This window comes from Nonomuraea sp. NPDC050478, from assembly GCF_044458265.1.
In the GTDB taxonomy this organism is placed as follows: Bacteria; Actinomycetota; Actinomycetes; order Streptosporangiales; family Streptosporangiaceae; genus Nonomuraea; species Nonomuraea ferruginea.
Map to the genome: position 1 here is coordinate 278,812 of NZ_JBITHT010000004.1, position 23,662 is coordinate 302,473.

The window sequence follows — 23,662 nt, forward strand, 5'->3', positions numbered from 1 at the left end:
ATGATCAGTTCCCGTGCGGTTCCGCGAGCCTTCTTATCCCTCTTCCTGGCGGCCTCGCTGGTCTCCTGCGCGGCCCCGGAGCCCGCCGCCCCGAGTGCCTCCGCGCCGGCGGACACCGCGTTCCCGGTCACTATCGAGCACAAGTTCGGCAGCACCACGATCGAGACCAGGCCCGCCCGGGTCGTCACCGTCGGCTGGAACGACCAGGACTTCGCGCTCGCGCTGGGCGTGGTCCCGGTCAGCACCCGCGCGTGGTTCGACGCGTACGCGACCTTCCCGTGGGTCAAGAAGGCGCTGGGCGGCCAGGAGCTGTCCACGTTCTCGGCGGAGCTCAACTTCGAGGCGATCATCAAACAGCGCCCCGACGTGATCATCGCGATCTACGAGACGATCAACAAGGAGACGTACGAGAAGCTCTCGCAGATCGCGCCCACCGTGATCCAGTCGGACGCCTACGCCGACGAGCAGACCCCCTGGGACGTCCAGACGATCACCACGGGCAAGGCGCTGGGCAAGGCCGCCGAGGCTCAGGCCCTGGTCGACAAGGTCAACGCGAGAATCACTGAGGCGAAGCGGGCGCACCCCGAGTTCGCCGGCAAGGTCCTGGTGGTCGACTTCGGGCCGGAGAACGGGCAGCACTGGCTGATCCCGGCCCGCGACCCGCGCCGCGCGCTGTTCGACGCGCTCGGCTTCGCCGCGCAGAGCGAGGCCAACGAGATCAGCGAGGAGCGGCTGGACCTGATCGACCGCGACGTGCTGTTCGTCAACGGCTCGACGAAGGAGAAGATGCTGGCCTCGCCGGTCTTCTCCCGGCTGAAGGTGGTCGAGAGCGACCGCACGATCTACACGGACTTCTCCACCCCGCTCGGCGGCGCGCTCTCCTACAGCGGGCCGGACGCGCTGCTGTACGCGCTCGACGTGCTCGTGCCGCAGCTCGCGAACGCCGCCGACATGGACCCCTCCACCCCGGTCAAGGACCTGTCCGCCATCACATGAGGCGGGCCAGCAGCGGGCCGACGATCTCCAGCGCGCGGGCGTCCAGCAGTTCGGAGTGGCGGCACTCCACGGCGACCGCGCGCAGCTCGCCCGCCACGTGGGGGCGCCACCGGCCGGAGGCCCTCCCGGTGAGGCCCGGCTCCGGCACGGTGGCGTCGACGAAGAGCACGTCGCCGGGGAACACGTCGTACCGGGCCCGCGCCATCATGCGGTCGCTGTCCAGGTAGCTCTCCACGACGCGCCCGATCTGCTCGTCCGCCAGGACCGCGACGCCGTCGCCGAGGCCGCGCAGGAACGCGATGGCGTCGGCGACCGACATGCGCCCGTCCGGCACCCGGTAACCCATCTCGGCCAGCAGCGCGGCGACGTCGTCCGCCCCTCCGGGCACCTCCAGCGGCGTGTCCAGCATGCCGAGCAGGCCGATCTCACGACCCTCCGCGGCCAGCAGCACCGCGGCCTTGTGGGCCACCGCGCCGCCGAACGACCAGCCGAGCAGGCTGACGGGGCCTTCCGGGGCGGTGCGTCCGATCAGGCCGGCGTACTCGGCGGCCAGCTCGTCCATGGTCTCGGGCAGGGCGGTGTCGCGGCTCAGGCGGGGCGACTGCAGCCCGTACAGCGGGACGTCCTCCGGCAGGTGGCGCTTGAGCGCGGCGAACTGCCAGGCGAGCCCGCTCGCGGGCGGGAAGCAGAACAGGGGCGGCCGCGATCCGCCCGGCCGCAGGACGAGCAGTTCGGCCATCGCGTCGCCGGCGGGGGCGCCGCCGGCGATCCGCCGGGCCAGGGCGGCGGCGGTGGGGGCGGTGAACAGGTCCGCGACCGGGATCTCGGCGCCCAGCTCCGCGCGCAGGGCGGCGGCCAGCCTGACGAGCAGGAGCGAGTGGCCGCCCAGGGCGAAGAAGTCGTCGTCCACGCCGACCCGTCCGACCCCCAGCACCTCGGCCATGACGGCGCAGACGGCCGCCTCGGCACGGGTGCGCGGCGCGACGCCGGCGGCCGTGGGCGCGAAGTCCACGTCGGGCAGCGCGGCCCGGTCCACCTTGCCGTTGGGGGTGCGCGGCAGCTCGTCGAGCACGACGACGGCGGCGGGGACCATGGAGGACGGCAGCCGCTCCGCGAGGTGGTCGCGGAGCCCGGGGGCCGGCGCGGTGACGTAGGCGACGGTCCGGTCCCGGCGGGCGGCGACCGCGACCGCCGCCACGCCGGGGCAGGTGGCGGCGACCGCCTCGATCTCGCCGAGCTCGACGCGGAAGCCCCGCACCTTGACCTGGTGGTCGGCGCGCCCCAGGAACTCCAGCTCCCCGTCGGCGCTCCACCTGGCGAGGTCACCGGTGCGGTACATGCGCCCGCCGGTGAAGGGGTCGGCGACGAACCTGGCCGCGGTGAGCCCCGGGCGGCGCAGGTAGCCGCGCGTGACCTGGGCGCCGCCGAGATACAGCTCCCCCGCGACGCCGGGAGCCACCGGGCGCAGCGCCGCGTCCAGCACGTACGCGGCCGTGCCCGGCAGCGGGCGGCCGAGCGAGGGACGCTCGCCCCGGCGGACGGCCGCGGCCGTGGCCCAGACGGTCACCTCGGTGGGGCCGTACAGGTTGGTCACGCTCGCGGCCCGCTCGGCCAGGTGCTCCGCCAGGGCGGGGGGCAGCGCCTCGCCGCCGGCCAGCACGCGCACCCCGCCGAGCTCGGCGTCGGCGGGCAGCGCCGACCACAGCGACGGGGTGGCCTGCGTGATCGTGACCCGCTCGTCCCGCATCAGCCCTGCGAGCAGCCGCGGGTCCCTCACCTGCGCGTCCGAGGCGATGACCACGCAGCCTCCGGTACGCAGCGGCCCCATCAGTTCGAGGACCGAGATGTCGAAGGAGAGCGTGGTCACGGCGAGCAGCCGGTCGCCCGGCCCGGTCACGGGCAGCGCGCCGAGGAAGCACTCCAGGTCTCCCCGGGTCACCACCACGCCCTTGGGGCGCCCGGTGGAACCGGAGGTGTAGATGACGTACGCCGCCGTCCGCGGATCCCACTGCGCGCTCTCCCGGGCGGGGGCCGGGGGGCCGTCGAGCGTGATGCCGCCGGGGAAGAGGTCGCGGGTGCGGTCGTCCACGACGATCGCGGCCGGTCGCGCGTCCTCGACCATGAAGCGCAGCCGCTCGGCCGGGAACGCGGGGTCGAGCGGCAGGTAGGCGGCGCCCGCCTTGGCCACGCCGAGCACGGCCACCAGCAGCTCCGCCGACCGCGGCAGGGCGATCCCGACCAGGTCCTCCGGCCCGAGCTCCGCGAGCCTGGCGGCGAAGGCGTCGGAGGCGGCGTCCAGCTCGGCGTAGCTCATCGTCCGGCCCTCGAACACGCAGGCGTCCGCCTCCGGAGTCGCCCTCGCCAGCGCCGAGAACCGGGCGTGCCACGGCGCTCCGCCGATCGGGGCCGGGCCGCCGGTCTGCCAGTCGGCCAGGTCGGTCCGGTCGCGTTCCGACAGGACGTCCAGGGTCTCGATCGGCTGCTCCGGGCGTGCGGCGACCTCGGCGAGCAGCACCAGGAGGCGGTCGGCCAGCCGTCGCGCGGTCGCCGGGTGGAAGCGGTCCGCGTCGTACTCCAGGACCATCTCGAACGGCTCGCCGTCGACGAAGGTGAGGTTCAGGTCCACCTTCGGGTCGGCGGCGACCGGGGGCGCCTCCCCCACCGGCAGGCCGAGCACGGTGTCACGCCCGGCCGGGCGGTGCAGGTAGCCGAGCATCACCTGGAACAGCGGGTTGCGGCCCTGCGCCCGAGCCGGGTTGACCGCCTCGACCACCTGCTGGAAGGGCAGGCTCGCGTGCTCGAACGCGGCCAGGTCCGTCTCGCGCACCCGCCGCAGCAGCTCGGCGAAGGTGGGCGAGCCGGACAGGTCCGTACGGAGTACGACGGTGTTGACGAAGAACCCGACGAGGTCGTGCAGGGCGGGGTCGGCGCGGCCGGAGGCGGGGGTGCCGATGGGGATGTCCGTACCGGCGCCGAGACGGCTGAGCAGGGTGGCGAGCGCCGCGTGGAGCACCATGAACATGCTCGCCGACTCGGCGTGCCCCAGCTCCCGCAGCGACGCGGCCAGCTCCGGCGGGATCGTGGCGGTCGCCTGCCCGGCGGGGCGCCCGGTCCGTACCCGTTGCGAACGCTCGGCGGGCAGGGCGATCTCGGCGGGCAGGCCGCGCAGCCGCCGCTCCCAGTAGGCGCGGTCGTCGTCGTGCCGGTCGTCGAGCGACAGCCAGAGGGCGTAGTCGGCGTACTGCACCGGCAGCGGCTCCCAGTCGGGGGCCCGGCCCGCCAGCCGGGCGGCGTAGGCGGCGCCGAGGTCGCGCAGCAGCGGGCCGTCGGACCACTCGTCCATCGCGATGTGGTGCAGCACCAGCGCCAGCACGGTGTGGCCGGTGTCGTGCTCCTCGACGAGGGTGGCCCGCAGCGGCGGCCCGGCGGCCAGATCGAAGGGACGGGCGAGCGCCTCGGCCAGCACCGGGCCCGCGTCCGGGCATCGTACGACGTCCAGGTCGATCCGGGGTGCGGCGAGCACCCGCTGCGCGGGCCCGGCGTCGATGACCGTGCGCAGCACCTCGTGCCTGGCCGCCACGTCGCCGAGCGCGGCGCGCAGGGCGGCGGCGTCCACCGCGCCGCGCAGCCGGACGAGCAGCGGGTAGGTGTAGGCGGTCGAGCCGGGGTCGAGCTGCTGGAGCAGCCAGAGCCGCTCCTGCGCGGGCGACAGCGGCACCCGGTCGGGGCGGGGCCGCGGGGTGAGCGGGGGCCGCCCGGACGGCGCCGCGCCGCTCGTGAGGCGGGCGGCGAGCCGGGCGGGGGTGCGCGCGTCGAACAGGTCGCGCAGCGTGAGGTCCGCGTCCGTGGCGGCGCGCACGAGCCCGAGCAGCCGGATGGCCAGCAGGGAGTGCCCGCCCAGGTCGAAGAAGTCGTCGTCGGGCCCGACGTCGCCGGTGTCGAGCGCCCGGCCGAACAGCGTGCACAGCAGCCGCTCCCGCTCGTCGGCGGGCGGTCGCGAACGCGACGCCGGCGCGCTGGGCGGGGGCAGCGCGGCGGTGTCGAGCTTGCCGTTCACGGTCAGCGGCAGCGCGTCCACCACCGCGTACGCCGCCGGCACCATGTAGCCGGGCAGCACCTCCTTGAGCCCGGCGTGCACGGCGGCGGCCAGCTCGGCGCCCGCGGGGCCGTCGGGGACGAGGTAGGCCACCAGGCGCCTGGCGCCGGAGCCGTCGGGGACGGCGAGGACGGCGCTCCGGCGCACCCCGGGCCTAGCGGTGACGGCGGCCTCGACCTCGCCCGGCTCCACCCGGTACCCGCGGATCTTGACCTGGTCGTCGGTGCGGCCGAGGAAGTCGAGGTTGCCGTCCTCCCGGACGCGGACGAGGTCGCCGGTGCGGTACATGCGCCCGCCCGGGACGGACGGGTCGGCGACGAACCGCCCGGCGGTCAGCCCGGCGCGGCCGAGGTAGCCGCGCGCCAGGCCCGCCCCCGCGATGTAGAGCTCGCCGACGGGGGCCGGGCGCAGGAAGGCGTCCAGCACGTGACAGCGGGTGTTCCAGATCGGCCGTCCGACCGTGGTGGTGGCGCTCTCGCCGGTGCCCGCGCCGAGCGTGTTGATCGTGTACTCGGTCGGCCCGTAGAGGTTGTAGCCGCTCACGCCCTCGGCGTCGCGCAGCTCCGACCACAGGGACTGGGGCACCGCCTCGCCGCCGAGCAGCACCAGCGGCGGGCGGTGCGGGCCGTCGAGCAGGCCCTGGTCGAGCAGGTGCCGGGCGTAGGTGGGCGTCACGTTCACCACGTCGACGCGGTGGCGGTGGCAGTAGGCGACGAGCGCGGTGGCGTCCCTGCGCAGCTCCTCGTCGCAGATGTGCACGTGGTGGCCCTCGACCAGCCAGAGCAGCTCCTCCCACGACATGTCGAAGGAGAAGGAGACGGTGTGCGCGATGGTGAGGATCCGCCCGCCGGTCGCGGCGACGGCCGGCGTGAAGATCGCCTCCCGGTGGTTGAGCTGCATGTTGGTCAGCCCCCGGTACGGCGTGACCACGCCTTTGGGACGGCCGGTGGAGCCGGAGGTGTAGATGACGTACGCGGGATGGTCCAGGTGACCCGGCCCGCGCGCGACGGTGACCGGATCGGCGGGTCCCGACACGTCCTCCAGGCACAGCCGCGCCACCGGATGGGAGGCGAGCCTGGGCTCCACCGCCCGCGTGGTCACCAGCAGCACCGGACGGGCGTCGGCCAGCATCGCCAGCAGCCGGTCGCCGGGGTTGTCGAGTTCGAGCGGCAGGTAGGCCGCCCCGGTGCGGAGCACCGCGAACAGCGCGGCGACCATGTCGGCCGACCGGGGCACGGCGAGCGCGACGATCTTCTCGGGTCCCGCTCCCCCGGCCAGCAGCGAGCGCGCGATCTGGTTCACCCGGGCGTCCAGCTCGGCGTAGGTGAGGGTCCGCGTGCCCGAGGTGAGCGCGGCCCGCTCCGGGGTGCGTCGCGCCTGGGCCGCCAGAAGGTCCGCGATCGTGTCCTCGCCGATGGGCCGCACGGCCCCGGCGGGCACGGCGCTCTCCCCCGGCAGCAGCAGCGGCACGTCGGCCACGGTCGCCGCCGGGTCGTCCACGAGGCGGAGCAGCACCCGCTCCAGCCGGGCCAGCAGCGCCTCCGCCCGCTCCCGCGCCACCACGTCGGCCCGGTACTCCAGCCGCACGGACAGCCGCGCGCCCGGGGTGGCCACCCAGGTCAGCGGGAAGTGCGTGGCGTCCACGCTGGACACGCCCACGATGCCGTGCGCCTCCTCCAGATCGGTGAACGTGTCGTCGCCGAGGAAGTTCTGCAGCACGTACAGGCTGTCGAACAGCTGGTCGCGGCCCGCCGCGCGCTGGATGTCGCCGAGCCCCAGATACTCGTGCGGCATCAGCGCGACGCGGTCGGCCTGGACCCGCCGCATGACGTCCAGCACGCTCTCGTCCGGGGCGAGCCGGACCGCCGTGGGCACCGTGTTGAGGAACACGCCGATCGCCGACTCGACGCCCTCCAGCTCGGTCGGCCGCCCGGCGACGGTCGTGCCGAAGATGGCGTCGCGGCGGCCGGACGCGTGGGCCAGCACCAGGCCGAGCGCGGTGGTGAGCAGCGCGTTGAGCGTCACCCCTGACCGGCGGGCCTGGCGGGTGACGCGCCGCGTCTGTTCCTCGGTGAGCCGGAACGCCAGGCTGGTCGCGGGCACCGGCGCGGTCCCCGCCGCCGCGGGGAACAGGATGGTGGGCTCCAGGCCCGCGAGCGCCTCCGCCCAGGCCCGCGCCGCCGCGTCGCCGTCCTGGCGGGCCAGCCAGGCGAGGTAGCCGGTGTAGACCGCCCCGCCCTCGGGGAGGACGCCGCGCTCGCCGCCGGACTCGTACAGCGCGAACAGCTCGCGCAGCACCAGCTCCCGCGACCAGCCGTCGAACAGGAGCAGGTGGTACGTGAGCAGCAGGCGGTCACGGCCGGGCAGGTGGACCACGGTCAACCGGCAGAGCGGCGGCGCGGCCGGGTCGAAGGGCCGCCGCCGGTCCTCCTCCATCACCTCCGGCAGCCGGGAACCGTCCGCCGACAGGTCGATCTCCCCGACGGCGGAGTCCAGCCCGCTCCCGACCACGGCGACCGGCCGGTGCCCGCCGTCCGCGACGAACCCGAGACGCAGCGTCGCGTGCCGGTCGAGGAGCGCCGCGTAGGCCCGGCGCAGACGCCCGAGGTCGAGCCGCCCGGCGAAGTCGAACGCGTTCTGCGCCACGTACACGTCGGCGTCCCCGGCGTAACGCGCCTGGAAGAACAGCCCTTCCTGCAACGGGGACAGCGCCCACGTCCGCGGCCCGTCCCCCGGCGCCGTCGCGGTCCCGGCATCTGTCCGAGGCTCCCGGGTGGCCGCGGTCAGTGCTCGCGGCTCGGCCTTCTCCAGGATGAGGTCGCGGAGCGCGGCGGCCCAGTCGTCGGCGAGCGCCCGCACGTCGTCCGCGCCCAGTCCTCCTTCCGCGTACGTGAGGACGGCGCGCAGCTCCGGCCCGTCGGGCGTGTCGTGGCAGGCGACGTTGATCTCCAGCAGGTACGGGGTGCCCAGGTCAGGGTCGGGGGCCACGCGCAGCGCGGCGGTCTCCGGCGCCGTGTCCCAATCCCCCTCCCCTCCGACGGGGAATCTGCCGAGGTAGTTGAAGAGCAGCTGGGGCGTGCCGAGCCGGGCGAGCGGGGCCGCGGTCCGCGGGTTGCAGTAGCGCAGCAGCCCGAACCCGAGCCCGCCGTCCGGGGCAGCCCGCACGGCTCGCCGTACCTCGGCGGGACCGGCCGAGCCGCCCGGCAGCCGTACGGGCGCGATGGCGGTGAACCAGCCGACCGTACGGGAGAGGTCGGCGTCGCCCTCGCGGCCGTGCCTTTCCAGGTCGATCACCAGCGGCGCCCCGGCGTCCCCGCCCCTCGCCGCCCGCCAGCGCGCGACGCCCGTGCGCAGCGCGGCGACCAGCGCCTCGGTGACGTCCACGCCCAGCCTGCCCGGGACGGTGGTGAGCAGCGGCCCGGTCACGTCGCCGGGCACGCGGAGAACGTGGTCCCGGGTGGCGCCCACCGTCAGTCCTGCGGTTGTGGCCGACGGGTCGAGCTCGCCGCCCGGTCGCAGCGTGGCCGCCCAGTGCTCGAACTCGGCCAGCCTGGCGGCCTGGGCGGCGTTCTCGGCCAGCGACCGCGCGTGGGCGCGCAGGGAGGTGCCGACCGGGTCGAGCACGGGCCGCTCCCCCGCCGAGACGGCGTCCCAGCCCTGCCTCAGGTCCTCGACGAGGATCCGCCAGGACACCCCGTCGACCACCAGATGGTGGGCGACGATCAGCAGCCTGCCCTGCCGGTCCGGCCCCCTGTCGAACCACACCGCCTCGACCATCCGCCCGCCGTCGGGGTCGAGCCGGTCGGCGGCGGCGTCGGACTCGGCTGCGATCGCGGCGCTCAGGCCGTCGTCGCCGAGCCCCGTCGCGTCCACCGCGAGCACGCCGGGATCCGGCGTGTCACCGGCCGCTCGCGCCTCCAGCGACCACAGCAGCGGCGACGGCCTGCTCAGCCGCGACCGCAGCGCGTCATGCCGGTCGACCAGTGCCCGGACGAGCGCGGCGACCTGCTCACGGGTCATCCCCGCCGGGGTGCGGAGCAGCTCGGCCTGGTTCAGCCGCGAGATCCTCCCGCCCAGCTCGGCCAGCCGGTGCACGATCGGCATCAGCATGATCTCGCCGACGCCGTCTCCCTCTTCGGCGTCCGCCACCGGCTCGACCGGCCGCGGAGCGACCGCGGCAGCGAGGGCCGCCGGGGTCCTGTGCACGAACACGTCCTGCGGTGACAGCCGCAGCCCTCGGCGCCTGGCGAGGTTCACGAGCTGGATGGCGATGATGCTGTCGCCGCCTAGGTGGAAGAAGTCGTCGTCGCCCCCGGCCGAGGCGAGCTGGAGAACCTCCGCGAAGAGCCCTCGCAGCAGCTCCACCGGCCCCTCTTCGGAGGCTGTCACGAGAGCCTCGGCAGACGCGGCCGCGACCGCGGCGTCACCGGAACCTCCGGCCGGAACGGGAACGGTGAGGGGGATGGCGGCCAGGGCGTCGCGGTCGAGCTTGCCGTTGACCGTGAGCGGCAGCGCGTCGAGGGGGACGAACGCGGCCGGGACGGCGTAGGAAGGCAGCAGCCTGGCCAGGTGCTCCCTGGCCTCCTTCATGTCCACCCGCGCTCCCTGACGCGCGACCACGTACGCGACCAGGCGCCGGCGGCCCGGCCGGTCCTCTCGGACGACCACGGCGGCGTCGGCGATGCCGTCGATCGTCAGCAGGGCGGACTCGACCTCGCCGAGCTCGATCCGGTAGCCGCGGATCTTCACCTGCCGGTCGGCGCGGCCGAGATGGACGAGGTCCCCGCCGGGGGTGCGGCGGGCGAGGTCGCCGCTGCGGTACAGCCGCCCGCCCGGGGTGAACGGGTCGGCGACGAAGCGGGCGGCGGTCAGCGCCGGGCGGTCGAGGTACCCGCGGGCCAGCTGGTCACCCGCGACGTACACCTCGCCCGCGGCCCCCGGCGGGACCGGGCGCAGGTGGCGGTCGAGCACGTGCACGCGGAGGCCGGGCAGCGGCCCGCCGATGACGCTCGCGGTGTCGTCCGACGTCAGGGCGTGGAACGTGACGTGCACGCACGTCTCGGTGATCCCGTACATGTTGACCAGGGCCGTGGCGGGATGGCGCCGCCGCCACGGGGCCAGGCGGCCCGGGTCCAGCGCCTCGCCGCCGAAGATCACGTACCGGAGCGCGAGCTCGCCCCGCGCCGCCTCGATCAGCGGGTAGAACGCGGACGGGGTCTGGTTGAGCACGGTCACCCGCTCGCGCTCCAGCAGGCCCAGAAAACGCCGCGGGTCGCGGGCCACCTCCTGGTCGACGACCACCAGCCGCCCGCCGTGCAGCAGCGCCCCCCACAGCTCCCACACCGAGAAGTCGAACGCGACCGAGTGGAACATCGTCCACACGTCCGAGGCGTCGAAGTCGAAGAGCTCACCGGCCGCCCCGAACAGCGACAGCACGTTGCGATGCGTCACCGCCACCCCCTTGGGCCGCCCCGTCGACCCGGAGGTGTAGATGACGTACGCCGCACTGTCCGCGGCAACCGACCCCGCCGCGTTCTCACCTGGATCATCCAGATGAGACCGGTATTGGGCAGGTCCGTCCAGACTCGCACCGGCACCTGACCCGTACGGGGGCGGCTCGTTCAGCAGGACGACCGGTACGGTCGGCTCGGGCAGGCGGGCCAGGGTCGCGGGATCGGTCAGCAGGCACACCGGGGCCGCGTCGTCCATGATGAACCTCAGCCGGGCAGCGGGGGCGTCGATGTCCAGCGGCACGTAACAGCCGCGGGCCTTGACGACGGCGAGCAGCGCGACGACGAGATCGGCCGAGCGCGGCAGCGCCACGGCCACCCTCGACTCGGGCCCCACTCCCCTGGCGACCAGTGTCCTGGCCAGCCTGGTGGCGGCCTCGTCCAGCTCGGCGTGGGTGAGCGAGGTGTCGCGCCAGGTCACGGCCGTGGCGGTGGCCTCCGGCCGAGCGGCGGCGTACGCGTCCGCCAGCGTCGCCGCCCCGAGGAACGCCGTACGGGATGCCGCCGCACCCGCTCGGCCCGGCGACGTGCCGAGCGACGGCAGGTCCAGCTGGGAGACGGGCGTGCCGGGGGCGTGGACCAGTTGGCCGAGGACCCGGACGACCAGGTCGAGCAGCCGCCCGGCCCTCTCCTCGCCGACCAGCGCGACGTCGTACTTGATCTCCAGGGTGAGCCGCTCGCCGGGGAAGGCCACCAGGGAGACCGGGTAGTGCGGCGAGTCGGTGCCGGTGAAGCCGCGGAACGTGAGCCCGGAGCGCTCGCCGGCGGGCACGGCGGGGAAGTTCTCGACCACGACCATGGTGTCGAACAGCTCGCGGACCCCGGTGAGACGGGCCAGCTCGGCGAGCCCGACGTGCTGCGCGTCGAGCAGGTCGCCCTGCCGCGCGTGCAGCCGGTCGAGGACGTCGCCCAGCGTGGCGCCGGGGTCCCAGGACATCGGCACGGGAATGGTGTTGATCAGCAGGCCGACGATCGTCTCGACGCCGGGCAGGCTGCCGCCGCGCCCTGACACCGTGGAGCCGAAGACCACGTCCGCGCGCCCGAGCAGCCCGCCCAGCACCAGCCCCCACGCCGCGTGCACGAACGTGCTCAGCGTCACCCCCCGCTCGCGGGCCGCCGCGACGACCTCGCCGACGGGCAGGTCCCGGTGCACGCCGTCGTGCCTGGACACCGCGTACGCGCCGTCGTACAGGCGGGCCGGGGAGACGCCGGCCAGCGCGGCGGCCCACACGTCGTGGGCGGCAGCCCGGTCGAGCCCGGCCACCGCCTCCACGTGGTCGCGGAACGTCACCGCCGGCGCGGGCAGCGCGCGCCCGCGCTCGTACGACTCGACGATGTCGCCGAACACCAGCGGGTACGACCAGCCGTCGGCGACGATGTGGTGCATGGTCTCCACGAGCCGGTGGTCGGCGTCGCCGAGCGAGACCAGCGCGTAGCGCACCAGCGGCGCGGTGGCCAGGTCGAACGGCTCGGCCAGCTCGGCGGCGGTCAGCTCGGCCAGCCGGGCGCGGGCCTCCTCGGCGGGCAGGCCGCTCAGGTCGGCCTCGCGCCACGGCACCTCGACGGTTTCGGCGATCACCTGGACCACCCGCCCGTCGGCCAGTTCGCGGAAGCTCGCGCGCAGGGCGTCGTGGCGGTGCACGGTCGCGGTCACCGCGCGGCGCAGCGCCGCCCGGTCCACGGGCCCGGACAGCTCGGCGACCTGCTGCACCACGTACGTGTCCGTGTGGCCGGCGCCGAACGACGCGTGGAAGTACATGCCCTGCTGAAGCGGCAGCAGCGGGAGGATGTCACGCGCGCCCGCGAACCGGTCCACGTCCCGCTGCGTCAGCTTGACCAGGGGGAAGTCCGACGGGGTGTGCCCGGCCAGTTCGGCGCAGCGGGTCAGCGCCGTCAGCGCGGCCGTCCAGAGCTCCGCCAGCTCGGCGACGTCCTCGGCGCGCATGACGCCGGTCGGCCAGGAGAGCGTGGCCGTGAACGTGGTCCCGTCCGGCCCGTCCTGGGCCAGGGCGTTGATCTCCAGCCCCATCGCGGGGTTGTCCGGGTGCACGCCCTCGCGCAGCGTGCTCCCGCCGGCGGCGAACCGGCCCAGGTAGTTGAAGAGGATCTGCGGCGGCCGCGGCAGGTCCAGGCCGTCGAGGTGGCGCAGGACCCCGTGCCCGAGACCGTTGCGCGGCACCGCGCGCAGCTGCTCCTTGACCGCCTTGGCCGCGCCGGCCAGCCCGAGGCCGGCCGCCATGACCTCGTCCCAGCTCAGCGGCCCGGGATCCAGCCGCACGGGGTGGATGGCGGTGAACCAGCCCACGGTCCGTGACAGGTCCGCGCCGCCGGCGAGCTCGCCGTCGCGGCCGTGGCCTTCCAGGCTGAGGAGTACGGCGGAGCCGCCGCCGCGCCCGTGCGTGCGCCGCCACCGGGCGAGGGCCACGGCGAAGCCGGTCAGCAGCACGTCGTTGACGCCGCCGTGCATCGCGGCGGGCACGGCGGACAGCAGGGCCGCGCTCGTGTCCGGGGGCAGCGCCACCGTCAGCGACCTGACGGTGGCGGCCGTGTCGACGGCGGGGTCCAGCGGGCGGGCGCCCAGCGGCGGGTCGTCGGTGGCGAGGACGTCGCGCCAGTGGCCTGCCTCGTCGCGGAAGCTCGCCCGGGTGTCCTGGATCTTCTCCGCCCAGGCGCGGAAGGAGGTGGGGACGGGGGCCAGGGCGGGTTCGCGGCCCGCCCGCACGTCCGTCCAGGCGCGCGCGAGGTCCTCGGCGATCACCCGCCAGGAGACGCCGTCGACGACCAGATGGTGGATGACCAGCAGCAACCGTCCGGGTCGCGGGCCGCCGTCGAACCAGACCGCCTGGACCATGATCCCGCGCTCCGGGTCGAGCCGCCCGGCCGCCTCCTCTTCAGCCTGCGGGTCCGCGTTCATGCAGAGGGTGGAGGCGTCGAACTCCGCGGGCGGGGGCACCGACAGCGTCCATGTGTCGTCGTGGCGGTCGAGCCTGGCCCGGAGCAGGTCGTGGTGGAGGCAGAGGGCGCGTACCGCCCGTTCCACCTGTTCCCGGTCGAGCCCTGCCGGGGCAGGAAGGACCATGGACTGGTAGAAGCGCTCCAGCGGGGTGCGGGCGAGCATCGTCTCGGCCAGCATCGGGGTGAGCGGGATCGTCCCGGCGCCGGGGTCGTGCGCGGCCTCGGGGGCCGCCTGCGGCAGGGCGGCGGCGAGCGCGCGCACGGTGCGGCGGCGGAAGATGTCGCGCGGGGTGAGGTCCAGCCCGGCCGCGCGGGCGCGACCGGCCACCGCGATGGAGGAGATGCTGTCACCGCCGACGGCGAAGAAGTCGTCGTCGATCCCCACCTCCGGCAGGCCGAGCACCTCGGCGTACACGCCGCACAGCGTCCGCTCCGCGGCGCCGCGCGGCTCCCGCCGTGCCCCGCCTCCCGGCGCCACGGGCTCGGGAAGCGCGGCGACGTCGAGCTTGCCGTTCACGGTGAGCGGCAACTCGGGCGTGATCCCGTACAGCGCGGGGACCATGTAGCCGGGCAACCGCTCAGCCAGCGCCGCCCGCAACCGCGCCGCGAACTCGGCCCCGCCCGAGCGGGCGGCGGCCGGTTCATCACCCGCCGAACCAACCGACCCAGTGGCGGCGGTAGAGGTCGGGACCACGTAGGCGACCAGTTTCCTGAGGCCGGGCGCGCGGGGGTCGGGGCGGGCCACGACGGCGGCCTGCCGTACCTGGGGGAGCGCCGACAGGGCGGATTCGACCTCGCCGAGCTCGACCCGGTAGCCGCGGATCTTCACCTGGTCGTCGACGCGGCCGAGGAAGTCGAGGTTGCCGTCGTCACGCCGGCGGACGAGGTCTCCGGTGCGGTACATGCGCCCGCCGGACAGGAAGGGGTCGGCCACGAAGCGCCCGGCCGTCAGACCGGGCGCGTGCAGGTAGCCGTGGGCGAGCCCGGCGCCCGTGACGTACAGCTCGCCGACCACGCCCGCGGGCACCGGCCGGAGCCACCGGTCCAGCACGTACGCGCGGGTGTTCCAGATGGGGCGGCCCACGGTCGGGGTGGCGCTGTCGCGGGTGCCCGCGCCGAGCGCGTTGATCGTGTACTCGGTCGGCCCGTACAGGTTGTAGCCCTCGGGCCCGCCCGGCCGCCTCAGCCGGTCCCAGACGGCGTCGCCGACGGCCTCGCCGCCGAGCAGCACCAGGCAGGGCGCGTGGCCGCCGTCCAGCAGGCCCTCCTCGAACAGCAGGTGGGCGTAGGTCGGGGTCACGTTGACGACGTCGATCCGGTGGTCCCGGCAGTACGCGACGAGCGCGGTGGCGTCCCTGCGCAGCTCCTCGTCGCAGATGTGCACCTCGTGGCCCTCGACCAGCCACAGCAGCTCTTCCCACGACATGTCGAACGAGAACGACACGGTGTGCGCGATGCGCAGCCGGTCCCGCCCGGTGCGGCGCGCGGCCGGGCCGAAGATCTCGGCCCGGTGGTTGAGCTGCATGTTGGTCAGACCCCGGTACGGGGTGACCACGCCCTTGGGCCGCCCGGTGGACCCCGAGGTGTAGATGACGTACGCGGGCAGGTCACCCGGCACCTCCACGTCCAGCGGCTCCGCCGGGAACTCGGCGAGCCGGTCCGGGACGACGCACCGCCCGCCCAGCCGCCGCTGGTGCCCGGCCAGGTCGCCATCGGGGTCGGCGCAGACCAGCAGGACGGGACGCGCGTCGTCGAGCATGACGGCCAGCCGTTCGACGGGATGGTCCAGCTCCAGCGGCAGGTAGGCGGCGCCGGTGCGCAGGACGGCGAAGAGCGAGACGACCATCTCGACGCCGCGCGGCAGGCCGAGCGCGACGATCTCGCCGGGCCCCGCGCCCTGCGACCGCAGCAGCCTGGCGCACTGGTTGATCCGGCCGTCCAGCTCGGCGTACGTCAGCGAGCGCGCGCCGAAGACCAGCGCCACCTCGCCGGGGCAGGCGCGGGCCCGCTCGGCCAGCAGTCCGGCGATCGTCGCCGTGCCGATCGGATGCTCGGCCGCCGCCCACTGCCCGGCCAGTTCGGCGCGCTCCTCGTCCAGCATCAGGTCGAGCGCGCCGACCGGCGCCGACAGGCCGCCCGCGAGGTGCTCCAGCAGCCGGGTGAAGCGGCGCACCATCCGCCGGGCGTCGCGTTCGCGCACCACGTCCGGCCGGTATTCGAGCTTGATCCGCAGGTTGGCGCCGGGGGTGAGCACCCAGGTGAACGGGTAGTGGGTGGTGTCGGTGTACTCCACGCCGACGATGCCGTGCTCGCGCTCCAGCTCGGTGAACGTGCTGTCGTTCAGGAAGTTCTGCAGCACGTACAGGGTGTCGAACAGCTGCTCCTGGCCGCAGGCGCGATGGATGTCGCCGAGCCCGAGGTGTTCGTGCGGCGCCAGCTCGACGCGGTCGTCCTGCGCCCGGCGGGCCAGCTCGATCACGGTGGCGGACGGCGTGGCCGACACCCTGGCCGGGACCGTGTTGAGGAACAGGCCGACCACGTTCTCGATCCCGGGCAGCTCGGTGGGCCTCCCGGCGACGGTCGTGCCGAACACCACGTCGGTGCGACCGGCCTCGTACCCGATCAGGATGCCGAGCGCGGCGGTCAGGAGCGCGTTGAGCGTGACGCCGCCGCGGCCGGCCTGCTCGCCGAGCCGGGTGGTGACCTCGGCGGGCAGCGCGGCGACGATCCGCTCCGACACCACCGGCTCGCGGCCGATGGCCTCCGGCGCCAGGATGGTCGGCTCCCGGACGCCCGCGAGAGCCGCGCCCCAGGCCGCGGCGGCGGCGTCACGGTCCCGGCCGCCGACCCAGGCGAGGTAGTCGGCGAACGTGCTCTCCGCGGGCGGGAGCGCGCCGCGTGCGCCACGCGAGTCGTACAGCGCGAACAGCTCCCGCAGCACCAGCTCCCGCGACCACCCGTCCCACAGCAGGAAGTGGGACGTGAGCAGCAGCCGGTCCCGCCCGCCCGGCAACCGCACCACGGTCAGCCTGACCAGAGGCGGACGCGCCAGATCGAACGGCTCCTCCCGGTCCGCCCGCGTCACCGCCTCGATCACGGCACCCAGCCCGGGCACCTCCCCACCAGCGAGCCCTTCGCCGCGCACGGCACCCAACCCGTCCGCCTTCGCCCCAGCGAGTTCCTCGTCGCGGACGGCGGCATGGACGGCCGGATCGGCGCCCGTACCAGCGGCACCGGCCGCCCGGACCTCAGCCGGTCTCGCGGCGGCTTCGGTCAGATCGATCACCCGCACCTCGGCGGGCACCGTGGCGGCGATGCGCTGGGATGCGCCGTCGGCGGCGAAGGAGGCGCGCAAGGTGGGGTGGCGGCGCAGCAGGGCCGCGAACGCCGCCGTCATGGCCGGCACGTCGACGCGGCGGTCGAGGTCGAAGACGTTCTGGGCGATGTAGGTGCTGCCGCTGTCGGCGAACGTCGCCTGGTAGTAGACGCCCTGCTGGAGCGGTGACAGCGGCCAGACCTCGCCCTCAAGGGTCTCCGCCGCATCCTGTCCGGTCCCCGTCACGGAGGCGGCGATGGCGGCGGGCGTGCGCAGGCGGAAGACGTCATCGGTGGTGACCTCGATCCCGTCCCCGGCGAGCAGGCTGACGAGGCGGATGGCGAGGATGCTGTCGCCGCCGGCGGTGAAGAAGTCGTCGTGGACGCCGAGGTCGTCGATGCCCAGCAGGCCGGCGACGCGGGCGAGGACCGCCGCCTCCCCCGCCGTCCGCGGCTTCCCGCCGCCGGTGGTGACCTCGGGGTCGGGCAGCGCACGGCGGTCCCGCTTGCCATTGGGCAGCGTGGGGAGCCGGTCCAGTACGGTCACCGTCGCAGGGAGCAGGTAGGCGGGCAGCTCCGCGCCCAGCAGGCCCCGGAGCGCCCGCGGGTCGAGCCGCTCTCCCGGCGCGGCCACCACGTACGCGTGCAGGGCCCGTCCCCGCACCGCCACCGCCGCGTCGGCCACGCCCGCGCGGCGCATCAGCGCGGCCTCCAGCTCGCCCGGCTCGACCCGGTAGCCGTTGATCTTCACCTGGTCGTCGGCCCTGCCCAGGAACTCGACCTGCCCGTCAGGCGTCCACCGGCCGAGGTCACCAGTGCGGTAGAGGCGGGCGCCGCTGCCGAACGGGTCGGCGACGAACCGGCCCGCCGTCACCCCGGCCCGGTTCAGGTAGCCGAGGGCCAGCTGGACTCCGCCGACGTAGATCTCCCCGGGCACGCCGGGCGGCACCGGATGGAGGGTGGAGTCGAGCAGGTAGAGACGCGTTCCCGGCACCGGCCTGCCCAGTGTCACCGGCGCCTCGGGGCCGGCCTCGCCCTGGAGCACGTCTCCCGCGACCTCGGAGGAGCCGTAGGAGTTGACGATCCGCGCGTTCGGCGAGGCTTTCCTGAGCGACCGCACGCAGGCCCGGTCGAGCGGCTCGCCGCTGCAGATCCAGCGGGTGAGCGCGGCCAGCGGCTCGGGCGCGGTGTCGGCGAGCGCCGCCGCCAGGCTGGGCACGGCGAGGAGCTGGGTCGCCCCCGACCGTTCGACGAGCCCGGCCAGCGCCGCCCCGTCGGTCGCCTCCCGGTCGCCCGCGATGACCGTGGTGGCGCCGGCGACCAGGCCGCCGAGCAGCTCGGTCGTACCGTCGATGAAGCTCAGCGAGCTCTTCGCCAGGCGCACCCGCGCGTCCCACGCCTCCGCCGCCCACCCGAGCCGGTTGGCGAGCGCGCCATGCGTGCCCACGACCGCCTTGGGCCGCCCGGTCGAGCCGGAGGTATAGACGACGGACACCACGTCCAACGGCCCGACGACGGTTGACCCAGCGAGCGGTCCGGCGGGCGGTCCGGCGGCTGCTGCTCGGATGGTGAAGGAGGGCAGGTCGTGCGGGGGCAGGGTCCTGGCGCTCACCTCGTCCGTGAGAACGCAGACCGGGCGGGCGTCGGCGAGCATGAACTCGATCCGGGCGGCCGGGTAGCCGGGGTCGACGGGCAGGTACGCGGCCCCGGCCCGCATCACGGCGAGCAGGGCCACCGCCATGTCCGCCGAGCGGCTGGCGGCCACCGCGACGATGTCACCGCGCCGTACCCCGGCAGCAACCAGTGTCCCGCACACCCGATCGGCACGGTCGCGCAGCTCGGCGTAGGTGAACATGTCACCGGCACAGACGACGGCGGTGCGCGCGGGATGCTCAGCGGCCTGACGCTCGAACAGGCCGATCACTGTGCCATCACCGCTCCCCCGAACTCCCGCGACCTGGCGATCGAACACTTCATTCACAGCGGCGCCACCACCCGCCGGGGTTCCCGCGTCCTGGCGGTAGAACGCGTCGTTCACGTCGGCGCCACCAACCGCCGGGGCTCCGGTGCCGAAAGCCGTCAGTTGCGCGTACTGCTCCTCGGAGACCAGCTCCACCTGGCCGCATGTCCGGGTGGCGTCGTCGGCGACGGCGGCGAGCAGCTTCTCGTACTGACCGATGAGCAGGGCAGCCGACGTGCCGGAGACCAGCCGCCGGTCGTGGGTCAGCGTGAGCGCGATCCGGGTCCCTGGCTTGGCCAGCAGCGTCACCGGATAGTGGGGCGCCTCGATCGTGTCGACCCCGGCGATCCGAAGCTCACCCTCCCCGGCCGGGGACTCCGGGTAGTTCTCGACGACCACCAGCGTGTCGAACAGCTCGGTCACGCCCAGCCTGCGGTGCAGCGCCGCCAGCGGAACGTGCTCGTGCTCCATCACCTCCCGCTGAGCGCGGGCGAATCGGCTCAACGCGTCGCCCAGCGTGTCCGACGGATGCCACCGCAACCTCGCCGGCACCGTGTTGATCAGCAGCCCGGCCATCGCGTCGATGCCCGGCACCTCTCCGGACGCCCGTCCGGAAACGGTCGATCCGAACGTCACATCGTCCCGGCCGGTCAGACGTCCGAGCAGGACCCCCCACGTAGCGGCGAGCACCGACCCCACCGTGAGCCCGTTCTCCCGCGCCCACCCCCGCAGCCGCTCCCCCACCTCATCCGGCAACTCCCGCACCACACGCCCGAACCCACCGGCTGGACTGTCGGCGGGGCTGGTGAGGGCTTCGGCGAGCCGGGTCGGCTCGTGGACTCCTGCCAGGGCGGCGGTCCACGCCTCGATCGCCGGTCCGGGGTCGCGCGTCGCGAGCATCTTCAAGAAGTCGCGGTAGGGCGGCGGTGCGGGCAGGTCCCTGTCCTCGTACAGGGCGAGCAGGTCGCGCAGGATCAGGGGCACCGACCAGCCGTCGGCCAGGATGTGGTGCACGGTGTGGACGAGCGCGTGCCGCCGAGGGCCGAGCTTGAGCAGCGCGAAGCGCATGGCGGGAGGCCGGGCGAGGTCGAACGGCGCCGACCGCTCCGCCCTGGCCGCCGCCTCGACGGCGGGCCGCGGGTGGTCGAGGTGGCTCAGGTCCTCGGTACGCCACGGCACCGTCTGACGGCCCGCGATCACGGCCACGACGTGCCCGTCACCCGTGGTGCGGAAGGCCGCGCCCAGGTTCGGGTACCGTCCGACCAGCCGGTCGGCGACCAGGCGCAGGCGCTCGCCGTCGAGCGGGCCGTCGAGTTCGATGATCTGCTGGACGACGTACGGGTCGCGTCCGGGGTCGAAGGTGGCGTGGAAGTAGAGCCCGGTCTGCAACGGCGACAGCGGAAGCACGTCCTCCAGGCCCGGCGACTCGGCCTCGATGGCGGCCACGTCCTCCTGGTCCAGCGGTACGAGCGGGAAGTCGGACGGCGTGTGCCCGGTGACCGTGTCGCTGGTGGCGATGGCGGTGAGGGCCCGCGTCCACATCGCGGCCAGCTCCCGCACGCGCCCGGCGTCCAGCACACCCGCCGGCCAGCTGAACCTGGTCGTCAGGACCGGCCCACCGGCCCCGTCCACGGCAACGGAGTTGATCTCCAGCACCCGCGGCAGCGGCATCCGCGGATCGCGCCGCTCCCCCACGACCTCGCCCTCCCCCACAGGCGCCCAGTCACCGACCACCCCGGCCACCCGCCCGGCGTCCGGGTCGGCGTCGGGGGTCGCGTCCAAGCCGCCGTCGAGGATCACGTCCGAGCCGACGCCGGAGGTCGCGTTCAGGTCGATGCCGGGAATCGCATCCAAACCAGCGCCGGAAGACGTGCCCAGGCCACCCTCGGAAGTCGCGTCCGGGCCACTGTCGGGGGTCGCGTCGAAGCGGCCGAGGTAGTGGACGAGCACCTGTGGGGTGACCGCCAGGTCGGGGCGGGGCCGGTCCCCCAGGTATCGGAGCGCGCCGTAGCCGAGCCCGCGGTTCGGCACGCGGCGGAGCTGTTCCTTGACCGCTTTCACCGCCTCGCCCGGCGTGCCGGAGCCGGGGTCGATCAGCGCGGGGTACAGGGTGGTGAACCAGCCGAAGGTACGGGAGAGGTCCACGTCCCCGACGGCCTCCTCCTCCCGTCCGTGTCCTTCCAGTTCCAGCAGCACGGCCGGACCGGCACCACGCCATCGGCCCAGCGCGAGCGCCGCCGCCGTGACGAGCACGTCGTTCACCCCGCCGTGCACGGCGGCGGGGACCGCGCCGAGCAGCCGCCCGGCGATCTCGGCCGGGATCTCGACCGTGAGGGACTCCTCCGTGGCGACCACGTCGCGGCGCGGGTCCAGCGGCCGGTCGCCGATCATCGGGTCGGGCGCCGAGCAGACGCCCCGCCAGTGGTCCTCTTCGGCGGCGAAGTCCCGGGCCCGGAGCAGCGTCGCCCACTGCCGGAACGACGTGGGCACCGGTGGCAGCTCGACGGGACGCCCCGCCCGCACCGCCTCCCACGCCTGGCTCAGGTCCTCCAGGAGCACGCGGAGCGACACGCCGTCCACGACCACGTGATGGATCACGATGGTCAGCCGCCCCTGCGCGTGCGCCCCGGCGTCCAGCCACACCAGGTCGATCATCCGTCCACGGCCCGGGTCAAGCCGTTCCGCCGCCACGGCGGCCTGCCGCTCCAGCTCCGCCTCCGTCACGACCCGAGTGATCACCTCCGCGGCCCGCGGCCACCCAGGAGCCCCCACCACCAGCGACCACCGCACCTCACCACGACCATCCCGACCACCACCGGACGGCCCCCCGCGCTCCCCCAACCCCCCAGAGACGGGACCACCGTCACCACCGACCGCCCCCACACCCCCGGACACGACCTGATCACCGACGGCGACCGTTCGGGCGCGGAGCATGTCGTGGGTTTCCAGCACGGCGTCGACCAGGGTTTCGAGCTGGCCGCCCGTGAGCCCCGGGGGCGTGCGGACGGTGATCGACTGGACGAAGCCGTCCATCGAGGGGCCGACGTCCTGGAGCCACGACGTGATCGGAGTGGCGGGGACCGCGCCGACCCCGTTCACTCCAGGCACCGCGACGACGTCCACAGAGGTGACCACGGCCGCGAGCGCGGCGGGCGTGGGATGGGCGAACAGGTCACGGGCGCGTACCTCAAGGCCCGCGCGCCGCGCCTGCCTGACCACGCCGATCGCGACGATGCTGTCACCACCCAGCGCGAAGAAGTCGTCGTCCGCCCCCACCTCGGCCACGCCCAGCACCCGCGCGAAGATCTCGCAGAGCGCGCGCTCGCGCGGGGTGCGTGGCGAGCGCGTGCGGGCGCGCACGGCGGGCTCCGGCAGCGCCTGCCGGTCCACCTTGCCGTTGGCGGTGAGGGGGAAGCGGTCCAGGACGACGTACGACTCCGGCACCATGTACGCGGGCAGGCGGCCGGCGCACCAGTCGCGCAGCGCAGCGGCCGGGACGGGCTCGTCGGCCCGGACGTACCCGACGAGCCGCCGGCCGGTGGCGTCCATGACGACCACGGCCTGCCGCACCTGGGGGTGGGCGGCGAGGGCGGCCTCGACCTCCTCCAGCTCCAGCCGCATGCCGCGGATCTTCACCTGGTGGTCGGCGCGGCCGACGAACTCCAGCGACCCGTCGGGCGCCCATCTGGCCAGGTCGCCGGTCCGGTACATCCGGGAGCCGTCGGCGGCGAACGGGTCGGCGACGAACCGGGAGCCCGTCAGCGACGGCGCCTTGACGTAGCCGCGGCCGAGCAGGAACCCGGCGGCGTACAGCTCTCCCACGGCCCCCTCGGGTGCCCGCTCCAGACGCTCGTCGAGCACGTACAGCCGGGTGTGCGGATTGGGGCGGCCGATCGAGGTCGCGATGCGCTCGGCGGTGTCGCGGTAGATGACGTGGGAGACGCCGATGGTCGCCTCGGCCGGCCCGTACCCGTGGTAGAGCGTCGTGGAGAGCTGGCCGCGGAAGCGCTCGAACAGCTCCGGGGTGAGCACCTCGCCGCCGCACCAGACGTGCTTCAGCCCGGACAGCAGCGAGGTGCCGCGCGCCATCTCCAGCAGCACGTCCAGCATCGACGACACGAGGTAGACGAACGTGACGCCCTCGCGGGCGATCAGGTCCAGCAGGTACTGGGGGTCGCGCTCGCCGCCGGGTTCCGCGACCACCACGTACCCGCCGGAGACGAGCGGCAGCAGGATCTCGTTGACGGAGATGTCGAACGACAGCGGCGCCTTGAACAGCGACGCGTCGCCGGGCCCGAACCCGAGGATCTCCTCCATCTGCCAGAGCAGGCGGTGGCTGATCGCCTCGTGGCGGATCATGGCGCCCTTGGGCGTGCCGGTGGAGCCGGAGGTGAACATCACGTAGGCGAGCCGGCCGCCCTGGATGGACACGGCCGGCGGCTCGGCGGGCTCGTCGCCGTACCGCCAGGAGGAGAGATCGACCTCGCGCGCGTCCAGCACGTGGACGGCCCCCGCCTCGGCGCGCACCTGCCGCTGCCGCGCCTGCGGCCAGGACGGGTCGACGGGCACGAACGCGCCGCCGGCGACCATGACGGCCAGCACGCAGACCACCATCTCGGCGGAGCGGGGAGTCGAGACGGCGACGACGTCCTCGGGCCGTAACCCGCGCGCTTGCAGGTGCCGCGCGAGCTGGAAGACGTACGTGCCCAGCTCCGCGTACGTCAGCCGCACGTCGGGGGCGACCACGGCCGGCGCCCCGGGGGTCCGGCGCACCTGGTCGATGAAAAGGTCGGCGATGGTGGTGATCCTGGCGGGACGGTTCGCTTCCAT

General features: G+C 74.7%; 2 protein-coding genes. One reads left to right on the top strand and one right to left on the bottom strand.

Annotated features, from left to right (window positions below):
- Positions 1 to 996, top strand: a complete 996-nt coding sequence (locus ACIBF7_RS21350; protein ID WP_397197919.1) for an ABC transporter substrate-binding protein — start codon at positions 1 to 3, stop codon at positions 994 to 996.
- Here the strand turns inward: ACIBF7_RS21350 and ACIBF7_RS21355 are convergent.
- Positions 989 to 23,662: a non-ribosomal peptide synthase/polyketide synthase gene (locus tag ACIBF7_RS21355; protein ID WP_397197920.1), complete on the bottom strand. Its 22,674-nt coding sequence runs from the start codon at positions 23,660 to 23,662 to the stop codon at positions 989 to 991. The genes ACIBF7_RS21350 and ACIBF7_RS21355 overlap by 8 nt on opposite strands.